This is a genomic window from Kocuria sp. ICS0012, assembly GCF_001665945.1.
GTDB classification, from domain to species: Bacteria; Actinomycetota; Actinomycetes; order Actinomycetales; family Micrococcaceae; genus Kocuria; species Kocuria marina.
This window is the reverse complement of record NZ_LZMM01000020.1, coordinates 25,697-40,467: the sequence shown is the minus strand read 5'-3', so window position 1 is coordinate 40,467 and position 14,771 is coordinate 25,697. Positions and strand designations below refer to the sequence as shown.

Genomic DNA, 14,771 nt, shown 5'->3' with positions numbered 1-14,771 from the left:
ACACTCATAAATATACCTCATGTAAGAACTAGAGTCAAGGCCGGCGGGTGATGCGGACATGAAGAACGGCCGGGGGGGGATCCCCCCGGCCGTCCGTCTGGTGGTGGCTACTCGGTCGGTGCGCTGACCTGGTACATGATGGCCAGGGCTCCGAGCTGGCGGTGGCAGCCGTCGCAGGTGGTGGGCGCGGGGGTCTCCACCTGCTCCCCGGTCACCACGGCCCCGGCGTCGAGGTCGCACTCGATGTGTCCGTGTTCGTAGTGGTCGCGGCACGCGGTCTCATCGTTGCTGGCGATCAGCAGCGCGCAGCACTCGCACACGAAGACGAGCATCGTCTCGGTGATCTGCTTGGCGTCCATGTCCGTTCCTTTCGTTGGTGTGGCGGGCCTGTCCCCCGCCTGAACACTCATAAATATGCCTCATGTAAGAACTAGAGTCAAGGCCGGCGGCTAGTTTCCGGGCATGAAAAAGCGGCCGGGGGACCACTCCCCCGGCCGCCGTGTAGGTGGATCAGCCGGTGATTTCCTCGGTCTGACTCACGTCGAACACGCTCACCATGATGTAGGTCAATTCCTTCTCGGGCTTGCCGGTCTTGGGGTCGATCACCGGGTTTCCGTCGTCGTCCTTCTTGGTGCGCTCGGTCGGGGCCATGATCTTGATGGACCGCTCACCCTTGCGGACAGCTCGCCCCAACTCCTTCCACTTGTTGAATCCGGCGCACTGGGTCGCCCCCTCGAACTGGGAAAAGATCAGTTCCTGATTCTTGGGGCTGTAGCTGGGCATACGGGCCGCGAACGCGGCGAACCGGCGGGCGGTGTCCGGGTCGTTCTTGATCTGCTCGGCCACGGCCGCAGCCTTCTCCGAGACCTCCTTGCGCTTGGCGATGGCAGCCGCCTTGCGCTCCTGCTGCTTCTTGGTGGGCTGCTTCTTCGCGGTCTGGGTCTTGGTGGTCATCGTCTGCTGTCCTTCCCGTGTGGTGCGGGCCTGTCTCCCGCTTGAACACTTATAATCTTACCTAAAGTAAGATTAGGAAGCAAGGAGAAAGGGCAGATGATGGGCATTTTTTCGAGGCGAAGTTGGATGCTGCGCTCGGGTCCGTGCGCGGCTCGGACCAGATGGGACCGCCCGTGTAGCCTGGCCCGTCGTCCTGATAGCTGGAAGCAGGATGGGCGGAAGTGGAGCGGGGTCAAGGGTGCGCGTAGCGCATCGCGTAGCGACGCCGTAGGCGCCCTTGACGCCGCGGAGCGTGCCCATACAATTCCGCGTCAGGACGACGGACAGCGGAGGTGAGCCGTGTCGTGAACGCTCCCCCGCACATGGGAAGGCCCCCCACATACGTGAGGGGCCCTCCCATGTACCGTCATGCCGTCACAGCGGTTCAACGGCATGACGGGGTGCCGTCATAACGGTACTAAACTTCTAAAGTCTCGATGAATCCGACGATAACCTCCGACATGGTGATGTCCCGGTGCGCGGCGTACAACCGCAGCTTGTCGCGTTGCTCGGGCGTGAGAAGAATGGTGTACTTCCGTTTTTTCACGGTCGGCGCTTCTCCACTAATGGCGGGGTCGAAGCTCCCCTCGAACGCGGGCTTCTTACGAGAGGCTGTAGTCTCCGGGTTCGCCGTCGGGCGGTTTCGCCGTAACGGGTTCGGGGTCTTGCGTTCTGTCACTGTTCGTTCTCCTTCATCATGTGCAACAGGTCCAGGGCGATGTCCCCATAACCAAACAACTTGTTGGGGTAGCTCCCGCCCTGGGCGCGCAGCTTTTCACTTGGCTTGATCGGCTTGGCAAAAACGGGGATGTTCTCTTCATCCAGCGCGTCCACGGCTGATCGATAGAGGACCGTGCGTGGGTCCGTGTGAGTCAGCAGGACAATGCTGGGGACGTCCCCTAGTGCATCCAAGGTGGTCCACGCTCGGGCAATGTCCAGGGAGGCTGCCGCGGTGGGGATGATGGCTAGGTCCGCGCGCGCGGCGGCTGCGTTCATGATCTGTGGCTGCTGGGGCGGAGTGTCGATGAGGACAACATCGGTGGTGGCGGGTTCAGTCTTCAGCGTGGCCACGTTGGCGGGAGTCACGGTAAAAGGAAGGGGGTGGCCGTTCTCGGCGGTGGTGGCTGCCCACTCGCACGCGCTGCCCTGCGGGTCCGAGTCCCACACGGCCACGCTGACGTTGCGCTCTAGCGCGGCAGCTAGGTGAATGGCGGTCGTCGTTTTGGCCACGCCGCCCTTGGCGTTGGTGATCGCGATAATGAACGTCATGGGACTAGTCTGCCGTCATAACGTCAGAACGGCAAGCCGTAGTGCCGTCATGGCGGCACTACGGCGAACCGTCACGGTATAGTGAATACTATGTGTTTGCATTGACTAGAACGCACGGTGGGGCCTAAACGTCGACAGCGTATAGCGCTAGGCCGGTGGGTGCAGGTAGCTGGCTAGGGCGTGCTCCAGCTCATGCAGTTTGCCGGACTGGAGGCGGTGGAGAGTCGGGCGGCCACGGCCGCCAAGCACGTCTGTGCTAACTACCCCCTTGTCCTCCAGGAACGCGATTTGGCGCGAAAGGCTTTGCTCGGAGACACCCAGTGCGCTGCTGATGCTGGCGCGCGTTGCGGGTCCGAGGGCGAGGTGGCCCAGAATCGCCACGCGCAGAGTGTTGCCAAGTACCTGGACGGCGGCATGGACCTCCTCGCTCTGGCCAGAGATTCTCATCATGAAGGGCACGCTTCCAGTTTCTCATTACATGCAACGTCTAGAGATTCGTACAATAAAACAACCATACCGTGATAGAATGTCGTATAGCTGATGCGATGGTACAGGAGGTGATGCGGCATGGCTGATTCAGGCGGCGGGTCGATGGGTAAGAGCGTCGGCGTAGTGGGCGGTCTCGGCTGTCTGGTGGTGGTCGCGCTGGTCGCGGTTGTCCTGGTCGTTCCCCTCCTCATCGCGGTGCTGGTAGGCGGCATCGCGGGGCAATTGAGCCTCGACACGGGTAGCAGTTGCACGAACGCGGTTGCAGCGGGTGACGGCGGGAAGACCGTCAACGTCCCAAAAGATTTTCAGGAGCCGATCAAGAAGGCGGCTAAGGCATCCGGGTTGCCCGAGCAGACTGTGGCCGCTCAGATCGAGGCAGAGTCGCAGTTCAACACTCAAGCGGGTTCAAGCGCCGGCGCTCAGGGGCCGGCACAGTTCATGCCCGAGACATGGGCCCGCTACGGTCAGGGTGGCGATATTCACGACATCGAGGATGCGATGGCGGCGTATGGGCGGTACATGAAGGCTCTGCGCGAAGAGGTCAAGGATCTCGCTGGCGACGATGCGAACAAGCTCGTGCGTCTGACCCTCGCGGCGTACAACGCTGGTCCAGGGGCCGTTGAGAAGTACAAGGGTGTGCCACCGTTCGAGGAAACACAGACCTACGTCTCGAAGATCACCGGGTCAGCCCAAATGTCGTTCTCCGGCGATTGCAAGGCCGTGGAGGGCGGTAAGTCCTGGAACGGGGACTTGGGTAAAGGGGAGTGGACGGCGCCCTTGCCGGGCGGCTCCTTCACCAGTGGTTACGGCGGCCGCAATGTGCCTGGGCTGCCTGCCTGGGCACAGAACCACGTGGGTGTGGACCTCAGCACCGGGGGCGGCGCACCCATCATCGCCCCCACGGACATGACGGTCACCGGGACACTGACCAACGATCACTGCGTCATGGCCAAAATGGACAGTAAGCCGGGCTTCCAGTTTGCGTTCTGCCACATGAAGTCCCTGGACGTGAGGAAGGGCGAGAAGATCAAGCGCGGGAAGCAAATCGGCGTCGAGTCTGGGTTCATGGGAGGTAACGCCAGTGGAGCAGCGGCGCACCTGCATTTTGAGGTGTACAAGCCCAATTGTGCCGGTGGGAAGAATGGCGGGATGAATATTCCCTATGACGGGTGCAATCTTGACCCGGAACCGATTTTGAAAGAGAAAGGTGCGTGGGTGAAGTGAAGCGGTACATTCCTATCGCATTAGTGCTGTTGTGCGCCGCAGGGTGTTCTAGTAATTCGGAACCAGCACCTGTTACAAGCAGCTCAGCCGCGGCCACATCTTCCACTCGCAACCTGGCAGATGGCTCGTGCCCCACGAGTAAAGATGCAGATCGCTCTGACCCCTCCGCCACTGCGCGCTACTACGCCAGCATCGGACACTGCTGGGATTCAACGATGGACGAGAACACCATGGCAGGGGTGTTGCGCGCCAAGGACCTTATGAGCGTGTCCTGGTACGAGCAGCAAAAGCAGGGCTCGGCCGCGCGCAACACGCTACAGGTCCAGTTCGGTAGAGCGGCGAAGCACGAGGGTTACTCGGTTCCGGAGGCTACCCCTACAGGTGGAGACGTGGACGAGGACGTAGCTTCCGACAAAGCAGTACGTGGCATCACTACGTCATGGCGGTGGAAGACCCGCGACGGGTCCGAAGATATTGCGGGCGGACGAGACCAGCAAATTATTTACCTGGAAAAGCACGGGGGGCAATGGATCGTCGTAGGCGCTCGAACGACAATGACCGAGGAGCTGGACAAGGCATGAAATTCAGCATGAAAGGTGGCTCGGAAACGTCGAGCAATGTTAAGGTTCCCCGCTTCCCCGTCATCAGCCTGCGCGCCACCACGGGCGAGGTCATCGTAGAAGCACCCGGAGTGTACGAAGAATTCACGCGCGATGAGGGACAATCGCTGTTTGAAGTTGCGGAACCGGCAGCCTTGAAGGTAACGCGGGCGCTTGGTTTGCGTGTGTGCAGGGTGGTCGCCACTGACACGGCCGCTGATGATGCCACGTTTGAGCTGGTGGCCGACGTCGATCTAGAAGAGCTGCAAGAGCTGGCCTCGTATAACGGGCAGCCCGGACAATACGAGGTAGTTGCTCACCCGGAACCCGAAGCCCGCCCCTGGTACGCGCGGATGCGAGGCACGCGCGAGCCGCGCCAGTATGGTGGCCACGGCCGGATGAACCGGCGAACGGTGGGATATGTAGCTGCCGCGAGCTTACTGCTGGTTGCGGCCGCTGTGCCCGTCAGTGGTGCACTGCGACAGGAACCAGAAACCGCGCCTGAGCCGTACCACGCGGTTCCGGCTCAGCTGCCAGTACAAGCCCCTCCAGGGTGGGGGACGTATGCGGGGTGGCATCAGAACATCAATCAAGGGGCGCGCCCTGCGATCATCAATGGGGTACTACTGGTCCCGTCCGGAGGAACCGTCAGTGCCCTGGACCCCGACACGGGAGAACCGAAGTGGAGCGCAGAGGCCGGAATGGATGTGTCCGACTTCGCTCCCATGACAGAGAACGTGGTCGCGATCACCGATGGGAAAACGGTGTCGCTCCTCGATACCTCTTCGCGGCAGGTTACGGCGACTTCTATGCCCAAGGACGGTCAGATCGAGTTCGGATACGGAGACCCGGTGAAGATGACGCCATCCTCACCTGTGGTGTACGTGCTGGGGGAGGACGGGCAGTGGAGGAAACGGACGATGCCCGCTGGTTCGGAAATCGCTGGTGCCCTGGATGGTGCTGTGACAGCGGTCAGCACGGACGGACCCTCGGCCCGGGTGTGGTCGATCACCGAAGACAGCGCCACGCTGCCCAAACCGGGCACAATCACCGGTGCCGGCGGCAAGGGCGGCAAGACGTCGCCGGTGGATTCCTGCACCGGTTCCTTCGATACGGTGCTTTGCCAGGCAAAGAAAGGAACCGGGACCGAGTGGACCAGCTCCAAGATTGAGCGGAAGGGCAAGGCTACCTCAGTGACCCGGGTCCATACCGCGACATTCAAGGGGTCCTCTGCGGCGGCGGCGACGGCTCCAGAAGTAGACCGCTCAACGGGTTGGTTCCTGGCACGCGGTATTTGGGTGACGGACAAAGCACTTGTGCCGGTGGGCTCTGAGGCCCATATCGGCGGAGGCCGCGCGGTCCGGTCATCTCAAAAGGAGTCCGAGCTGCTGGACTCGCGGGGAAAGACCGTGGCCACAGGAACGAAAACAAAGACCTACCCTGCGGCGGTGAGCAAAAAGGTGACTGCCATCGTAGTAGCTGCTGACCCATCGGACCCGGCAGCTACCAACGTCTACGGACTGCCAACGAATCCGAAGGAAGAGGAATAAGTGACCGGGACACAAGGGGTGACGACGACGGCAAGGAAACGAACGATGCCAGGGAAGAAGTACCGCGGGAAAGAACGAGCGGAAACGGCACAGGAAAATGCCAATCCGTTCGTGCGGCCGGTAACGACGGTAGAAGCCGAGCCGGACTTGGACCGATCCCCGATTCTGGGCGACCAGCTCATGATGATGGGTGCTACGCACATGGTCTCGCATGACCACGAGCCCGGAAACGATGTACCCGGGGCAGCACCAGACGCCGGGCATCTGAACCTCATCGGGGCAAGTGGGGGAGTGGGAGTCAGCACCATCGCGGATGTTTGCTCGGATCGGGTAATCGACACGGGGGAGATGGACCCAATGGAGGGGGCGGCCGGCGTTGTGGTGGCGGCGGTGACGCGGCACTCGCTCCGGGCCGCGGAACAGCTGCGCGTCGATGATGCGGCCAACACCCTCCGCGGGCTGATCCTGGTACATCACCGCAGACACGAAGACGTCTCAGCTGAAACCCGCAGCTACGCCAAGCGGGTAGCACGTCTCTACCCCCGATCTTTCGAGGTCCGGTACGAACGGCGGTGGCCCGATAGCACCGGACCTGTAACAGCCTCCTGGGCACACAAGCGGCGCTTCACCTACCTGGTGAAGTCGCTCAATGCCTGGGCCGACCCAACACCCCCCACAGAGAAGGAGTGAAGGAATGCCCTCACCTACGTACTCGCCCAGCAACCACGCAAAAGCCCACCACAAGGAGAACACCATGACCTCAACTGCTACGAAGCGCCGCGTCTCGACCGCCATCGCCCTCAGCTCTGCCCTCATCCTGGGCGGCCTGTCCCCGGCGCTGGCCATCGACGGTAAGCCGACCCAGCCTCCCGGCTTCGATTTCGTCTCCACGCTCGTGGGATGGGCCCTCTACGTCGCGGCCTTCGTGCTTTTCATCTACTTCATCATTGGCATCGTCACGGCCGCCAAAGCACGGCGCTCTGGCGACCAAGAGATCACCGCCCCGCTCTGGCCGCTGCTCGGAGGCGCTGCACTGACCGTCGTGGGCGTGGTCTGGCAGAACGTCGTGGGCATCTAGGCGCTAGCCCACCAGCACACTCAGCGATGACAGAAGGGAACCGACCAGTGAACAAGAGGAACACGCGCAATCGATCCGTGGCCGCCGTAACGGTAGGGCTCGTGAGCTTGCTGGCAGTATCCGGGTGCAGCCACCAACCCACGGAGGACTACGCCTACGCCTGCCAATCCGATCTTGACCACGGGGACACATCTTCTGTCACCGACAAGGCCCCCGAAACGGACTCGTGGACACCGGGCAAGGACGGGGTGCGCTACCCGGTGTCCACGAAGTTCGGCGGCTGCGAGAATCTGAGTTCGGGATGGAAGGTCGGGCACGCGCACAACACAGCGGGCGCGTTGTTCGCCGCGACGGACTACATGGCTGGTCCTACCCGTGAAGACCAGAAGAACGCTTCAGAAGAAGACTTGAAGAAGGTCTACGCCGCGGGAGAAGTACGGGACCAGATCATCACAAGTGCCAAGGCCCCTGCCTCGCCCGAACCGACGGGGGAGGGCTACGTGACGGAATCCCCGGGAAGTGAAGGCTCCGCGCAGCTGCGCGGCTACGAAATCCAACAGGAGAACCCCGAGAAGGTTCATGTTCTGCTCTACGGGCAGTCGGACAGCGTCTTCAGCGGTACTTTCGGTCTCACGATGGTGTGGCAAGACGGGGACTGGAAGGTAGACCCGGTGTCGCCAGAGAAGCCGATGGAATTGCAGATGACCACGGCATCTGACCCAGCCGTTACCTGGAGCTCCTGATGCCAGGGTGGCTCACAGACGGCATTGGAGGGCTGATCGAGAAGGGCTTGGACGCGGCCATGCGATGGCTGCTCAAATCCCTTCTCAGCGCCCTGGAGGTAGTGCTCAACGGTATCTCCGAATGGTGGCTTGGTATCTCTGGGCCGGGTATGGGCGAAGGTTCCCCCGCCGCAGCGGTGCAAAACAGCACCCTCTACTTCGTGGCTGTGGCCGGGATCATCGGTACGGCATTCGGCATCGTGCGCGTTGTAAGGACACACTCGAAAGACGCCTCAGTAGACCTTGTAATGGCAATTTTTGCCACGGTAGCGGTGACCGCCATCGGTGGAACGGCCGCCACGTACCTACTGAAAGCTAGCGACGCGGTAGCTCCATGGCTGCTAAGCAACATCACCGGCGAAGGAGAAGACGAGCGAAAATCGCTGTATCAAATGCTCGACATCATGCCGGGAGACCAAAGCGCTAAATTCGTTATCGGGCTCGCCATTGTTTCAGTGATCTTGGTCTTAGTAGCGGCTTTGGCCTCTGTAGTAAACGCGTTGTTCGTAATTTTTAGTTATGGCATGGTGGCTGTCCTCGTGGGCTTACTGCCCATCTTGGCCGCGCAATCTCAGACACAGGCCGGAAAAGAACGCTTCTGGAAGGTGATGGGGTGGATTTTTGCGGCCGTGCTGTACAAGCCGACCGCGGCCATCATCTACGGTGTGGGTTCGCTGTGGATTAAGGGGATGGTGGCAGAAGACCAAAAAGGAGATGCGTTCGCCGAGCTGGTATCGCTTATCTCAGGGATGGTCGTCATCGTCATGGCGTGCTTGGCTTTGCCCGCACTTATCAAGATCGTGACGGTAGCTACAACGGACCAGGCCCGCGGTGTAGGAGCGGGTGGCGCGATTGCAGCCGGTGCCGGTGCGATAGCCGTGGGTTCACTGGGGTTAGCTGCCGCAGCGGGGGGTGGTGCCGCCAGTGGCGCTAGTGCCGCGTCTACTGGGGGAGGCAGCACCGGTCTGGGCAGCGGCGCAAGCGCAGCGGCGTCCAGCGATGGCAGCGCCTCCGCGATGGGATCGGGCATGGCCTCAGGTGGGGAAGCCAGTTCTCCGGGAGGGCCCGGTTCTTCGGGGCAGCTGGCTTCTACGGGCTCCAGCGGCAGCGGGAGCAGTAGCGGCTCGGCATCCGGGCCGGAGGCGGGGAGTGGTGGGAACAGCACCGGCTCGGCGTCCGGCTCGGAAGGCGGGAACGGTGGAAGTGGTAGTGGTTTGACCCCGGGAGCTATCCCCGCGTCTGCCGCCAGTTCCGATACAGCAGGTGCTCCCAGCAGCGGGACGGGAAGTGGCAGTAGCTCGGGCGGATTTTCCGGTGGCAGTGCGGCACCGGGATCGGTAGGCGAATCGGCACCGGCTAGTGAATCCGCTTCCGAGGGAGAGTCCAGTACCGGAGGCAGTCCCGCCAGCAGCGGTGCAGCCGGAGCGGCTTCCAGCGGGGGAGAACCTGCAAGCGCGGCCCCCGTGGGTGGCAGCGGCGGAGGTGGTTCTTCTGCGGTGCCCACAGGCGCAAATGACTCGGGACATGTGATGTCGCCAAATATGGCCCGTGCTCTAGCCGAGGCGGGCAGGTTCACCGCGACGTCTGCCGGACGGCAGCTCCAAGACCTCGAACACGTAGAGAACTAACGACGGAGATCACTCATGGCAGACCACGCACAACACCGCATACGGATGTACGGGAACATCACGAGTCCCCGTAAAGAAGGCGTGCTCGGGCTTTCCGCCCTGGCAACGCTTATTGGCCTCGTGCTCGCCGTTCTTGTCTTTGTAACGATGCCTCTGGGCATCTGGGTGCAAACAGCCATTGTGCTCTTGGGCGTCGGAGCTATGATCGCAATTTCTTGGAATGGCCGTAACGGCCGCAAAAAGTTTGAGGAGATTCTGGCGAAGCGCCACTTCAAAAAGGCAGAGCAAAAAGGTTTTACGAATTATGCAGCCGGTCCCACGTCCCAACTACCGTCCGGCGATTTTCCCCCCGTGGGGCTTCTTGCTCGCACGGAACTGGTAGGCACCACGCCAGCGGGATCAGACACGGAAAAGGCGATGATCTGGAATCCTGCGAACCGTACGGGAACGGTGATTTTCAGTGTGCAGTCACCGGGTATGGGTCTGCTGGACCAGGGGTCTATCGATTTGATGGTGGACCAATGGGGCATCTTCCAGCGCGAAGCTGGGGTGTCGTCCTCACTAGTCCAAGTCGCTGCGACCACACAAGCAACCCGTGACCCCGGGAACAGGCTGCCTGACGCCGTACGCGTGACCCGCGAACAGTCCCAGGTCCAAGACACGCCGCAGTTCGCTCGTGAGGCGATGAATGACATTGTCCGTGACCTGAACCAGGGAGTGCCGAAGATCGACCAGTGGGTCGCGGCGACGTTCACCGCCCGCCCCAACCGCGACGCTGGAACCGGCCCACGATCCAAAGAGGATTTGGCGGAAGACATCTCTACCCTGCTGCCCGGGATGCTTGCTCAGCTGAAGGTGGCGTGCGGCGGCACGGTGAGCGTGTTGGGTATGGACGATGTGGTGGATCAAGTCCACACCGCATACAACCCGGCTGTGGCACCCGCTGTGGAGACAGCCCGCCTAGCCGGTGAAGGCACGGGATTGACATGGGGTGAGGTTGGTCCCACAAATGCCAAGCTCACCGCTGGCTGGTGGGAACACGCCGGGTACTTCTCGAAGTCATGGCAGATGTACCAGCCCCCTGCTGCGAACTTTCGCGAAACGGGCCTGGCGGGCCTGCTTTCGGCTCACGGAGTCTTCGAGCAGAAGCGTGTCACGCTGCTCTTCCGCCCCATGAGCCCCGGCAGCTCACAGAAGGCCGTGCAGGACCAAGTGACGAACGCGAGATTCGGCAACAACCAGAAGGGTCAGAAGGCGTCTCAGATCAAGCGTGTAGCCCTGGAGAAAGCGGAGTACAGCGAGCGTGAGCAAGCCGAAGGCGCCGCCATGGTGCGTTTCGGTCTCGTGGTCACGGCCACGGTAGACGATCCGTCCAAGTTCCCCCGGGTCGAAGCGATCCTGCGAGATCAGGCGGTCTCGGGCATCCAGCTGCGGCTACGCGACTGCGAGTACTCAGATGATGCGGCGTTCGCATTCGGGCTCGGCATCGGCTCGGTACCGAAGGACTTCACGCGCTTGTCGAACACCCTGCGCGAGAGCGTCTGAGAAGGAGAAGCATCATGTCACTAGTGGACAAGTTGGTCGACGGCTTGGCCTTCGGCTGGGGCAAGAACAAAGAGGGCCAGCAGAACGAGGCGCTGGAGGCTCGGGAAAAGAAGGTCCCGACGCTGACGAAGTATGGCTACGAGCGGCCAGGAGGCGGCGCGTGCGGATGGGTCGAGGCCCCGGTGGAGTACCAGGCCACCTCACGCCAAACAGCGGGTCTGTGGCCGTTCTGCGGGGCTGCATCATCGCCGCTCGTGGGTGCTCCCCTCGGCCGTAATACGATCAACGGTCAAATCACCTGCGGAGACCCGATTAGCTTGTACATCAAGGGCATCGTTTCCGCTCCATCTGGCTTCATCATGGCGCTGAACGGGCGCGGTAAGTCCACCATCGCGGTCCGGTGGGCGCTCTCGCTGATCGACGCCGGGTTCCTAATCCTGGTTCTCGGCGATTTGAAACCGGACTACGCGGGCGTCGTGAAGGAGACCGGGGGGCAGGTTCTCACAGTCGCTCCCGGTCTATCTGCAATCAACCCCCTTGACGCCGGCCCGGCGTGGGCGCTGCTCGAAAAGCTCCCGCCCAAGATGCAGGCCGCACAGCGGTCCGAAATTCACAACCGCCGGCTGAACACCCTACGGGGTCTGGTTGAGCTGGCGCTGGGTGACGTTCTGACGGAGAAGAAGAACGAGGGCACGGTGCTCTCCATGGCGATCCGTCATGCCTCCGAGAAGGCAGAGTCCGAAGATCGGCAGCCATTGGTCTCCGATGTCCAAGACGTGCTGCGCGACCCTCCAAGGGACATCATCGACATGCTCGTGTTCGACCCCGAGCTGGACGAAAAAACGCGGAACCGCAAATACTTCGAGCTCACTGAAACGCTACAGCGAGGCTTGAACTCCCTCGGACCAGAAGGCCCGTTCGGTGACGTGTTCTGCCGGGAAACGACGGAGCCGATGCGCCTAGACCGCAGCGTTTCGTTCGATGTGTCAGCCATCGACGAAGCCAATGGAACGTTGCGTGCCGCCGTGCAGCTGGTGTGCTGGAGCTACGGCCAAGCAGGAGCCTCAGCGTTGAAGGACTTGGCCTCAGAAGGCCTCATTCCAGAACGTCACCACCTGATGATTATGGACGAACTGTGGCAAGTTCTCAGCGCGGATGAACAGCTTGTGCACCGCGTTAATGCGCTCACCAAGCTCAACCGGACGAAGGGTCTGGGGCAGGTTCTCATTACCCACAGCATGAAAGACTTGCAGTTGTCCACCCCGGCGCTGACCTCCATTGCTACCGGGTTCTTAGAACGATCATCGGTCAAGGTGTTCGGCGGGCTGGCCCGCAACGAAATGGCGGACTTGACGCAGGTTGTCCCGATGTCACAGAAAGAACAAGACCTCCTTGTGTCTCTGTCGGCGGAAGGCGGTGTGGACCCCAAAACAAACCGCACACTGCCACCCCCAGGTCGCGGGCGGTTCCTCCTGAAATTAGGCGAGACAACGGGCAGCCCGTTCTACATGAACCTCACCGCCATGGAACGCAAAATTCACGACACCAACGAAGCCTGGGCCAACAGTATGGCCGCGCACCGCTTGGAACGCGAAATGGCGTAGCCCAGAACGGATAAGGGGTAAGTATTATGTTCAAATTCGCGTCATTTCCGGCACTCACCATTGTGGCTATCCTTGTCATATTCGTCGCATCAGTATTGGCGTGGTTTTGGCCAAGTAACAACAAAGCACCCCAAGCTATGGCGAACAAGCGGCTAGGGAAAAACGCAAACTTCACAGTGTCAAAAGCGAATTCTCGGCTTAAGGATGCACGCACTAATTTGCACCCTGAATGCCCAGACATCGGACCGGGGTTAGCCATCGGTTCCTTGGATTCGGAAACGGTATTCCAGGGGTGGCGTCAATGCGCGGTTCAAATACAGGCACCAGGACGAGGCAAAACAACCGCCCAAGTCGTGCCACATGCGACCCAGGCACCCGGCCCTCTTGTGATGACCTCCAACAAGGCTGACGGTATATGGGAAGTGTTCGCCGCGCGAATGTTTCATGGGAACGTGTGGATTTTTGATCCGACGAACATTCTGAATCGTAAAGAGCCAAGCACCGACCACTTCAACATCATCGGTCTGGTGAAAACGAGCACGGACGCCGAAAAAGTAGGGGCCATATTCGAGTCCGCAACCCATGGTGATGGCAGCAGAGACGGTAACCCTAACGCCCACTTTGACTTGATGGGTTCCAAAATTATCGGCGCGCTTTTACTTGCCGCCAATGCTGCGGGCAAAGACGACCGCGATGTGTTCCGGTGGGCAATGACTACGAACGAGGACGAGCCAGCAGCAATCTTGGAGAGCCATGGGTTCAACAATCAAGCGGCAACCCTGCGCGGCCTAAAGAAACAACCGGAAGAAACCCGTGGGTCTGTATGGGCGACAGCGCAACGATGCGCTTCCCCCTTCGAACACGAAGACTATTTAGCGTCAATCCGGCCAGTGAACGACCGGCACAGAGTGTTTGATCCGGTGGCTTTTGCTTCCAGTACAGACACGCTCATTCTGTTGGGCAGTAAGACGGCAGGAGCCACCTCCGCGTTGGTGTCTTGCCTGGTGTGGAGCGTTTTCATGAGCGCCAAAACCCAAGCATCGACCGGACCCAACGAGCGGCTGCGCGTACCCCTGGTCATGGAGCTGGACGAAGTGGGCAACACGGTGATGTTGCCGGAGCTACCCGAGTGGTACTCATACAGCGGGGCACTGGGTATCGTCATCAGCTCCTATTTCCAGTCCGTAGCCCAGGGTCGCGGACTCTTCGGGGAAAACGGCATGAATACACTTCTGGGTGCCGCCAACTACCTGGTGTATGGAGGGGGTGGAACGGAAACGGATTTTGTCTCGTCATTGTCAAAAATTATTGGTCAGTATGACCACAAGACAATTTCGCATTCATCATCTTACAATGGGCGGTCGGGTCATGGACGCAGCACGTCGGACCAAATCCAGAGACGCGACATCCTTTCAGCTTCAGACCTATCGAACCTCTCACCGGGCACTATGTATGTCAGGACAAGCGACGGCGAAAACGGGATACTCAAGGCGCAATACTGGTTCGAAAACAAGCGTCTCGCCGAGGAACTTACCCCGCAAGTGGGTCAATTGAAGCTGGGATTTAAAAACTCTGGCCCGGAAGATAGGGATCTAGTTGATGTCAGACAACACAAGCGTTGACGTAGAGACGAGCGAGACCGCATACGAGCCGCCCGCCTTCGATGAGTGGATTCAAGCGACGCTGGCGATCATAGAACATCCCGCCTCGAGTGGTGGCGTATTCTGTCCGCAGTGGTGGAATCACCCCGAAGCGGTAGCGCGCTTTAGGGCTCTGCACCAGCAGTACGTGCGTTCGCAGCAACAGGGGGAGATGTCTGATTGGTGGGTGCACCATTGGGACCTGCACGCGAAGAGCTTGTTTGACTCGCGGACTGGTGTATTTCGAGACTGTGCCTCGGGTCACCGGGCGGGAGATGATCCCCGCATCCGTGACGTAAGCGGAAAAGAATCGGAATCACCTGATTTTCTCGAAATTACTGCCACGGGATCACCAGACTGGGTTTAGTGC

General features: G+C 60.7%; 16 protein-coding genes. 11 read left to right on the top strand and 5 right to left on the bottom strand.

The features are described 5' to 3' along the window. Nucleotides 1-107: 107 nt before the first annotated feature. The 5 genes from A5728_RS02530 to A5728_RS15045 form a co-directional block, all read right to left on the bottom strand. Nucleotides 108-359, bottom strand: coding sequence for a hypothetical protein (locus A5728_RS02530; protein ID WP_064845557.1), 252 nt, complete (start codon nucleotides 357-359; stop codon nucleotides 108-110). Between the two features lie 151 nt (nucleotides 360-510). Beyond that, nucleotides 511-954: an ArdC family protein gene (locus A5728_RS02525; protein WP_064845556.1), complete on the bottom strand. Its 444-nt coding sequence runs from the start codon at nucleotides 952-954 to the stop codon at nucleotides 511-513. 457 nt (nucleotides 955-1,411) lie between these two features. Then, on the bottom strand, nucleotides 1,412-1,672 hold the full coding sequence (locus tag A5728_RS13995; protein ID WP_156523360.1) for a hypothetical protein: 261 nt from the start codon (nucleotides 1,670-1,672) through the stop codon (nucleotides 1,412-1,414). Beyond that, nucleotides 1,669-2,262, bottom strand: coding sequence for a ParA family protein (locus tag A5728_RS02520; RefSeq protein ID WP_064845555.1), 594 nt, complete (start codon nucleotides 2,260-2,262; stop codon nucleotides 1,669-1,671). Before A5728_RS02520 ends, A5728_RS13995 begins: the two co-directional genes overlap by 4 nt. Nucleotides 2,263-2,409: 147 nt before the next feature. Further along, nucleotides 2,410-2,709 (bottom strand): ArsR/SmtB family transcription factor, encoded by a 300-nt coding sequence (locus tag A5728_RS15045; RefSeq protein ID WP_369795600.1) that lies wholly within the window; start codon nucleotides 2,707-2,709, stop codon nucleotides 2,410-2,412. Nucleotides 2,710-2,829: 120 nt separating this feature from the next. On the opposite strand from A5728_RS15045, the gene A5728_RS02510 reads away from it, so the two are divergent. From A5728_RS02510 to A5728_RS15040, 11 genes are all read left to right on the top strand, one after another. Beyond that, a complete protein-coding gene (locus A5728_RS02510) occupies nucleotides 2,830-3,975 on the top strand; it encodes a transglycosylase SLT domain-containing protein (protein ID WP_231885478.1) in 1,146 nt (381 codons plus the stop codon). A 215-nt stretch (nucleotides 3,976-4,190) separates the two neighbouring features. Continuing rightward, complete coding sequence (locus A5728_RS02505) at nucleotides 4,191-4,556, top strand: hypothetical protein (RefSeq protein WP_064845552.1); 366 nt, start codon at nucleotides 4,191-4,193, stop codon at nucleotides 4,554-4,556. Further along, nucleotides 4,553-6,124 carry a hypothetical protein gene (locus A5728_RS13990; RefSeq protein ID WP_156523359.1) on the top strand — a complete coding sequence of 524 codons (1,572 nt, stop codon included), beginning with the start codon at nucleotides 4,553-4,555 and terminating at the stop codon, nucleotides 6,122-6,124. The genes A5728_RS02505 and A5728_RS13990 overlap by 4 nt, the downstream gene beginning before the upstream one ends. Then, the gene (locus A5728_RS02495) at nucleotides 6,125-6,814 is read left to right on the top strand and encodes a DUF6668 family protein (protein WP_156523358.1); all 690 of its coding nucleotides are present in this window, start codon (nucleotides 6,125-6,127) and stop codon (nucleotides 6,812-6,814) included. Between the two features lie 64 nt (nucleotides 6,815-6,878). Beyond that, entirely contained in the window at nucleotides 6,879-7,202 is a 324-nt protein-coding gene (locus tag A5728_RS02490; RefSeq protein ID WP_064845549.1) for a hypothetical protein, read from the top strand. A gap of 101 nt (nucleotides 7,203-7,303) precedes the next feature. Next, nucleotides 7,304-7,945 (top strand): hypothetical protein, encoded by a 642-nt coding sequence (locus A5728_RS02485; protein ID WP_156523357.1) that lies wholly within the window; start codon nucleotides 7,304-7,306, stop codon nucleotides 7,943-7,945. Further along, nucleotides 7,945-9,612, top strand: coding sequence for a hypothetical protein (locus tag A5728_RS13985; RefSeq protein ID WP_156523356.1), 1,668 nt, complete (start codon nucleotides 7,945-7,947; stop codon nucleotides 9,610-9,612). The genes A5728_RS02485 and A5728_RS13985 overlap by 1 nt, the downstream gene beginning before the upstream one ends. Nucleotides 9,613-9,627: 15 nt before the next feature. Beyond that, nucleotides 9,628-11,157 (top strand): SCO6880 family protein, encoded by a 1,530-nt coding sequence (locus A5728_RS02480; protein WP_156523355.1) that lies wholly within the window; start codon nucleotides 9,628-9,630, stop codon nucleotides 11,155-11,157. Between the two features lie 14 nt (nucleotides 11,158-11,171). Further along, the gene (locus A5728_RS02475; protein ID WP_064845546.1) at nucleotides 11,172-12,761 is read left to right on the top strand and encodes a hypothetical protein; all 1,590 of its coding nucleotides are present in this window, start codon (nucleotides 11,172-11,174) and stop codon (nucleotides 12,759-12,761) included. 26 nt (nucleotides 12,762-12,787) lie between these two features. Further along, nucleotides 12,788-14,383, top strand: a complete 1,596-nt coding sequence (locus A5728_RS13355) for a type IV secretory system conjugative DNA transfer family protein (protein WP_082943180.1) — start codon at nucleotides 12,788-12,790, stop codon at nucleotides 14,381-14,383. Continuing rightward, nucleotides 14,361-14,768, top strand: a complete 408-nt coding sequence (locus tag A5728_RS15040; RefSeq protein ID WP_082943179.1) for a DUF4913 domain-containing protein — start codon at nucleotides 14,361-14,363, stop codon at nucleotides 14,766-14,768. The genes A5728_RS13355 and A5728_RS15040 overlap by 23 nt, the downstream gene beginning before the upstream one ends. Nucleotides 14,769-14,771: the final 3 nt, after the last annotated feature.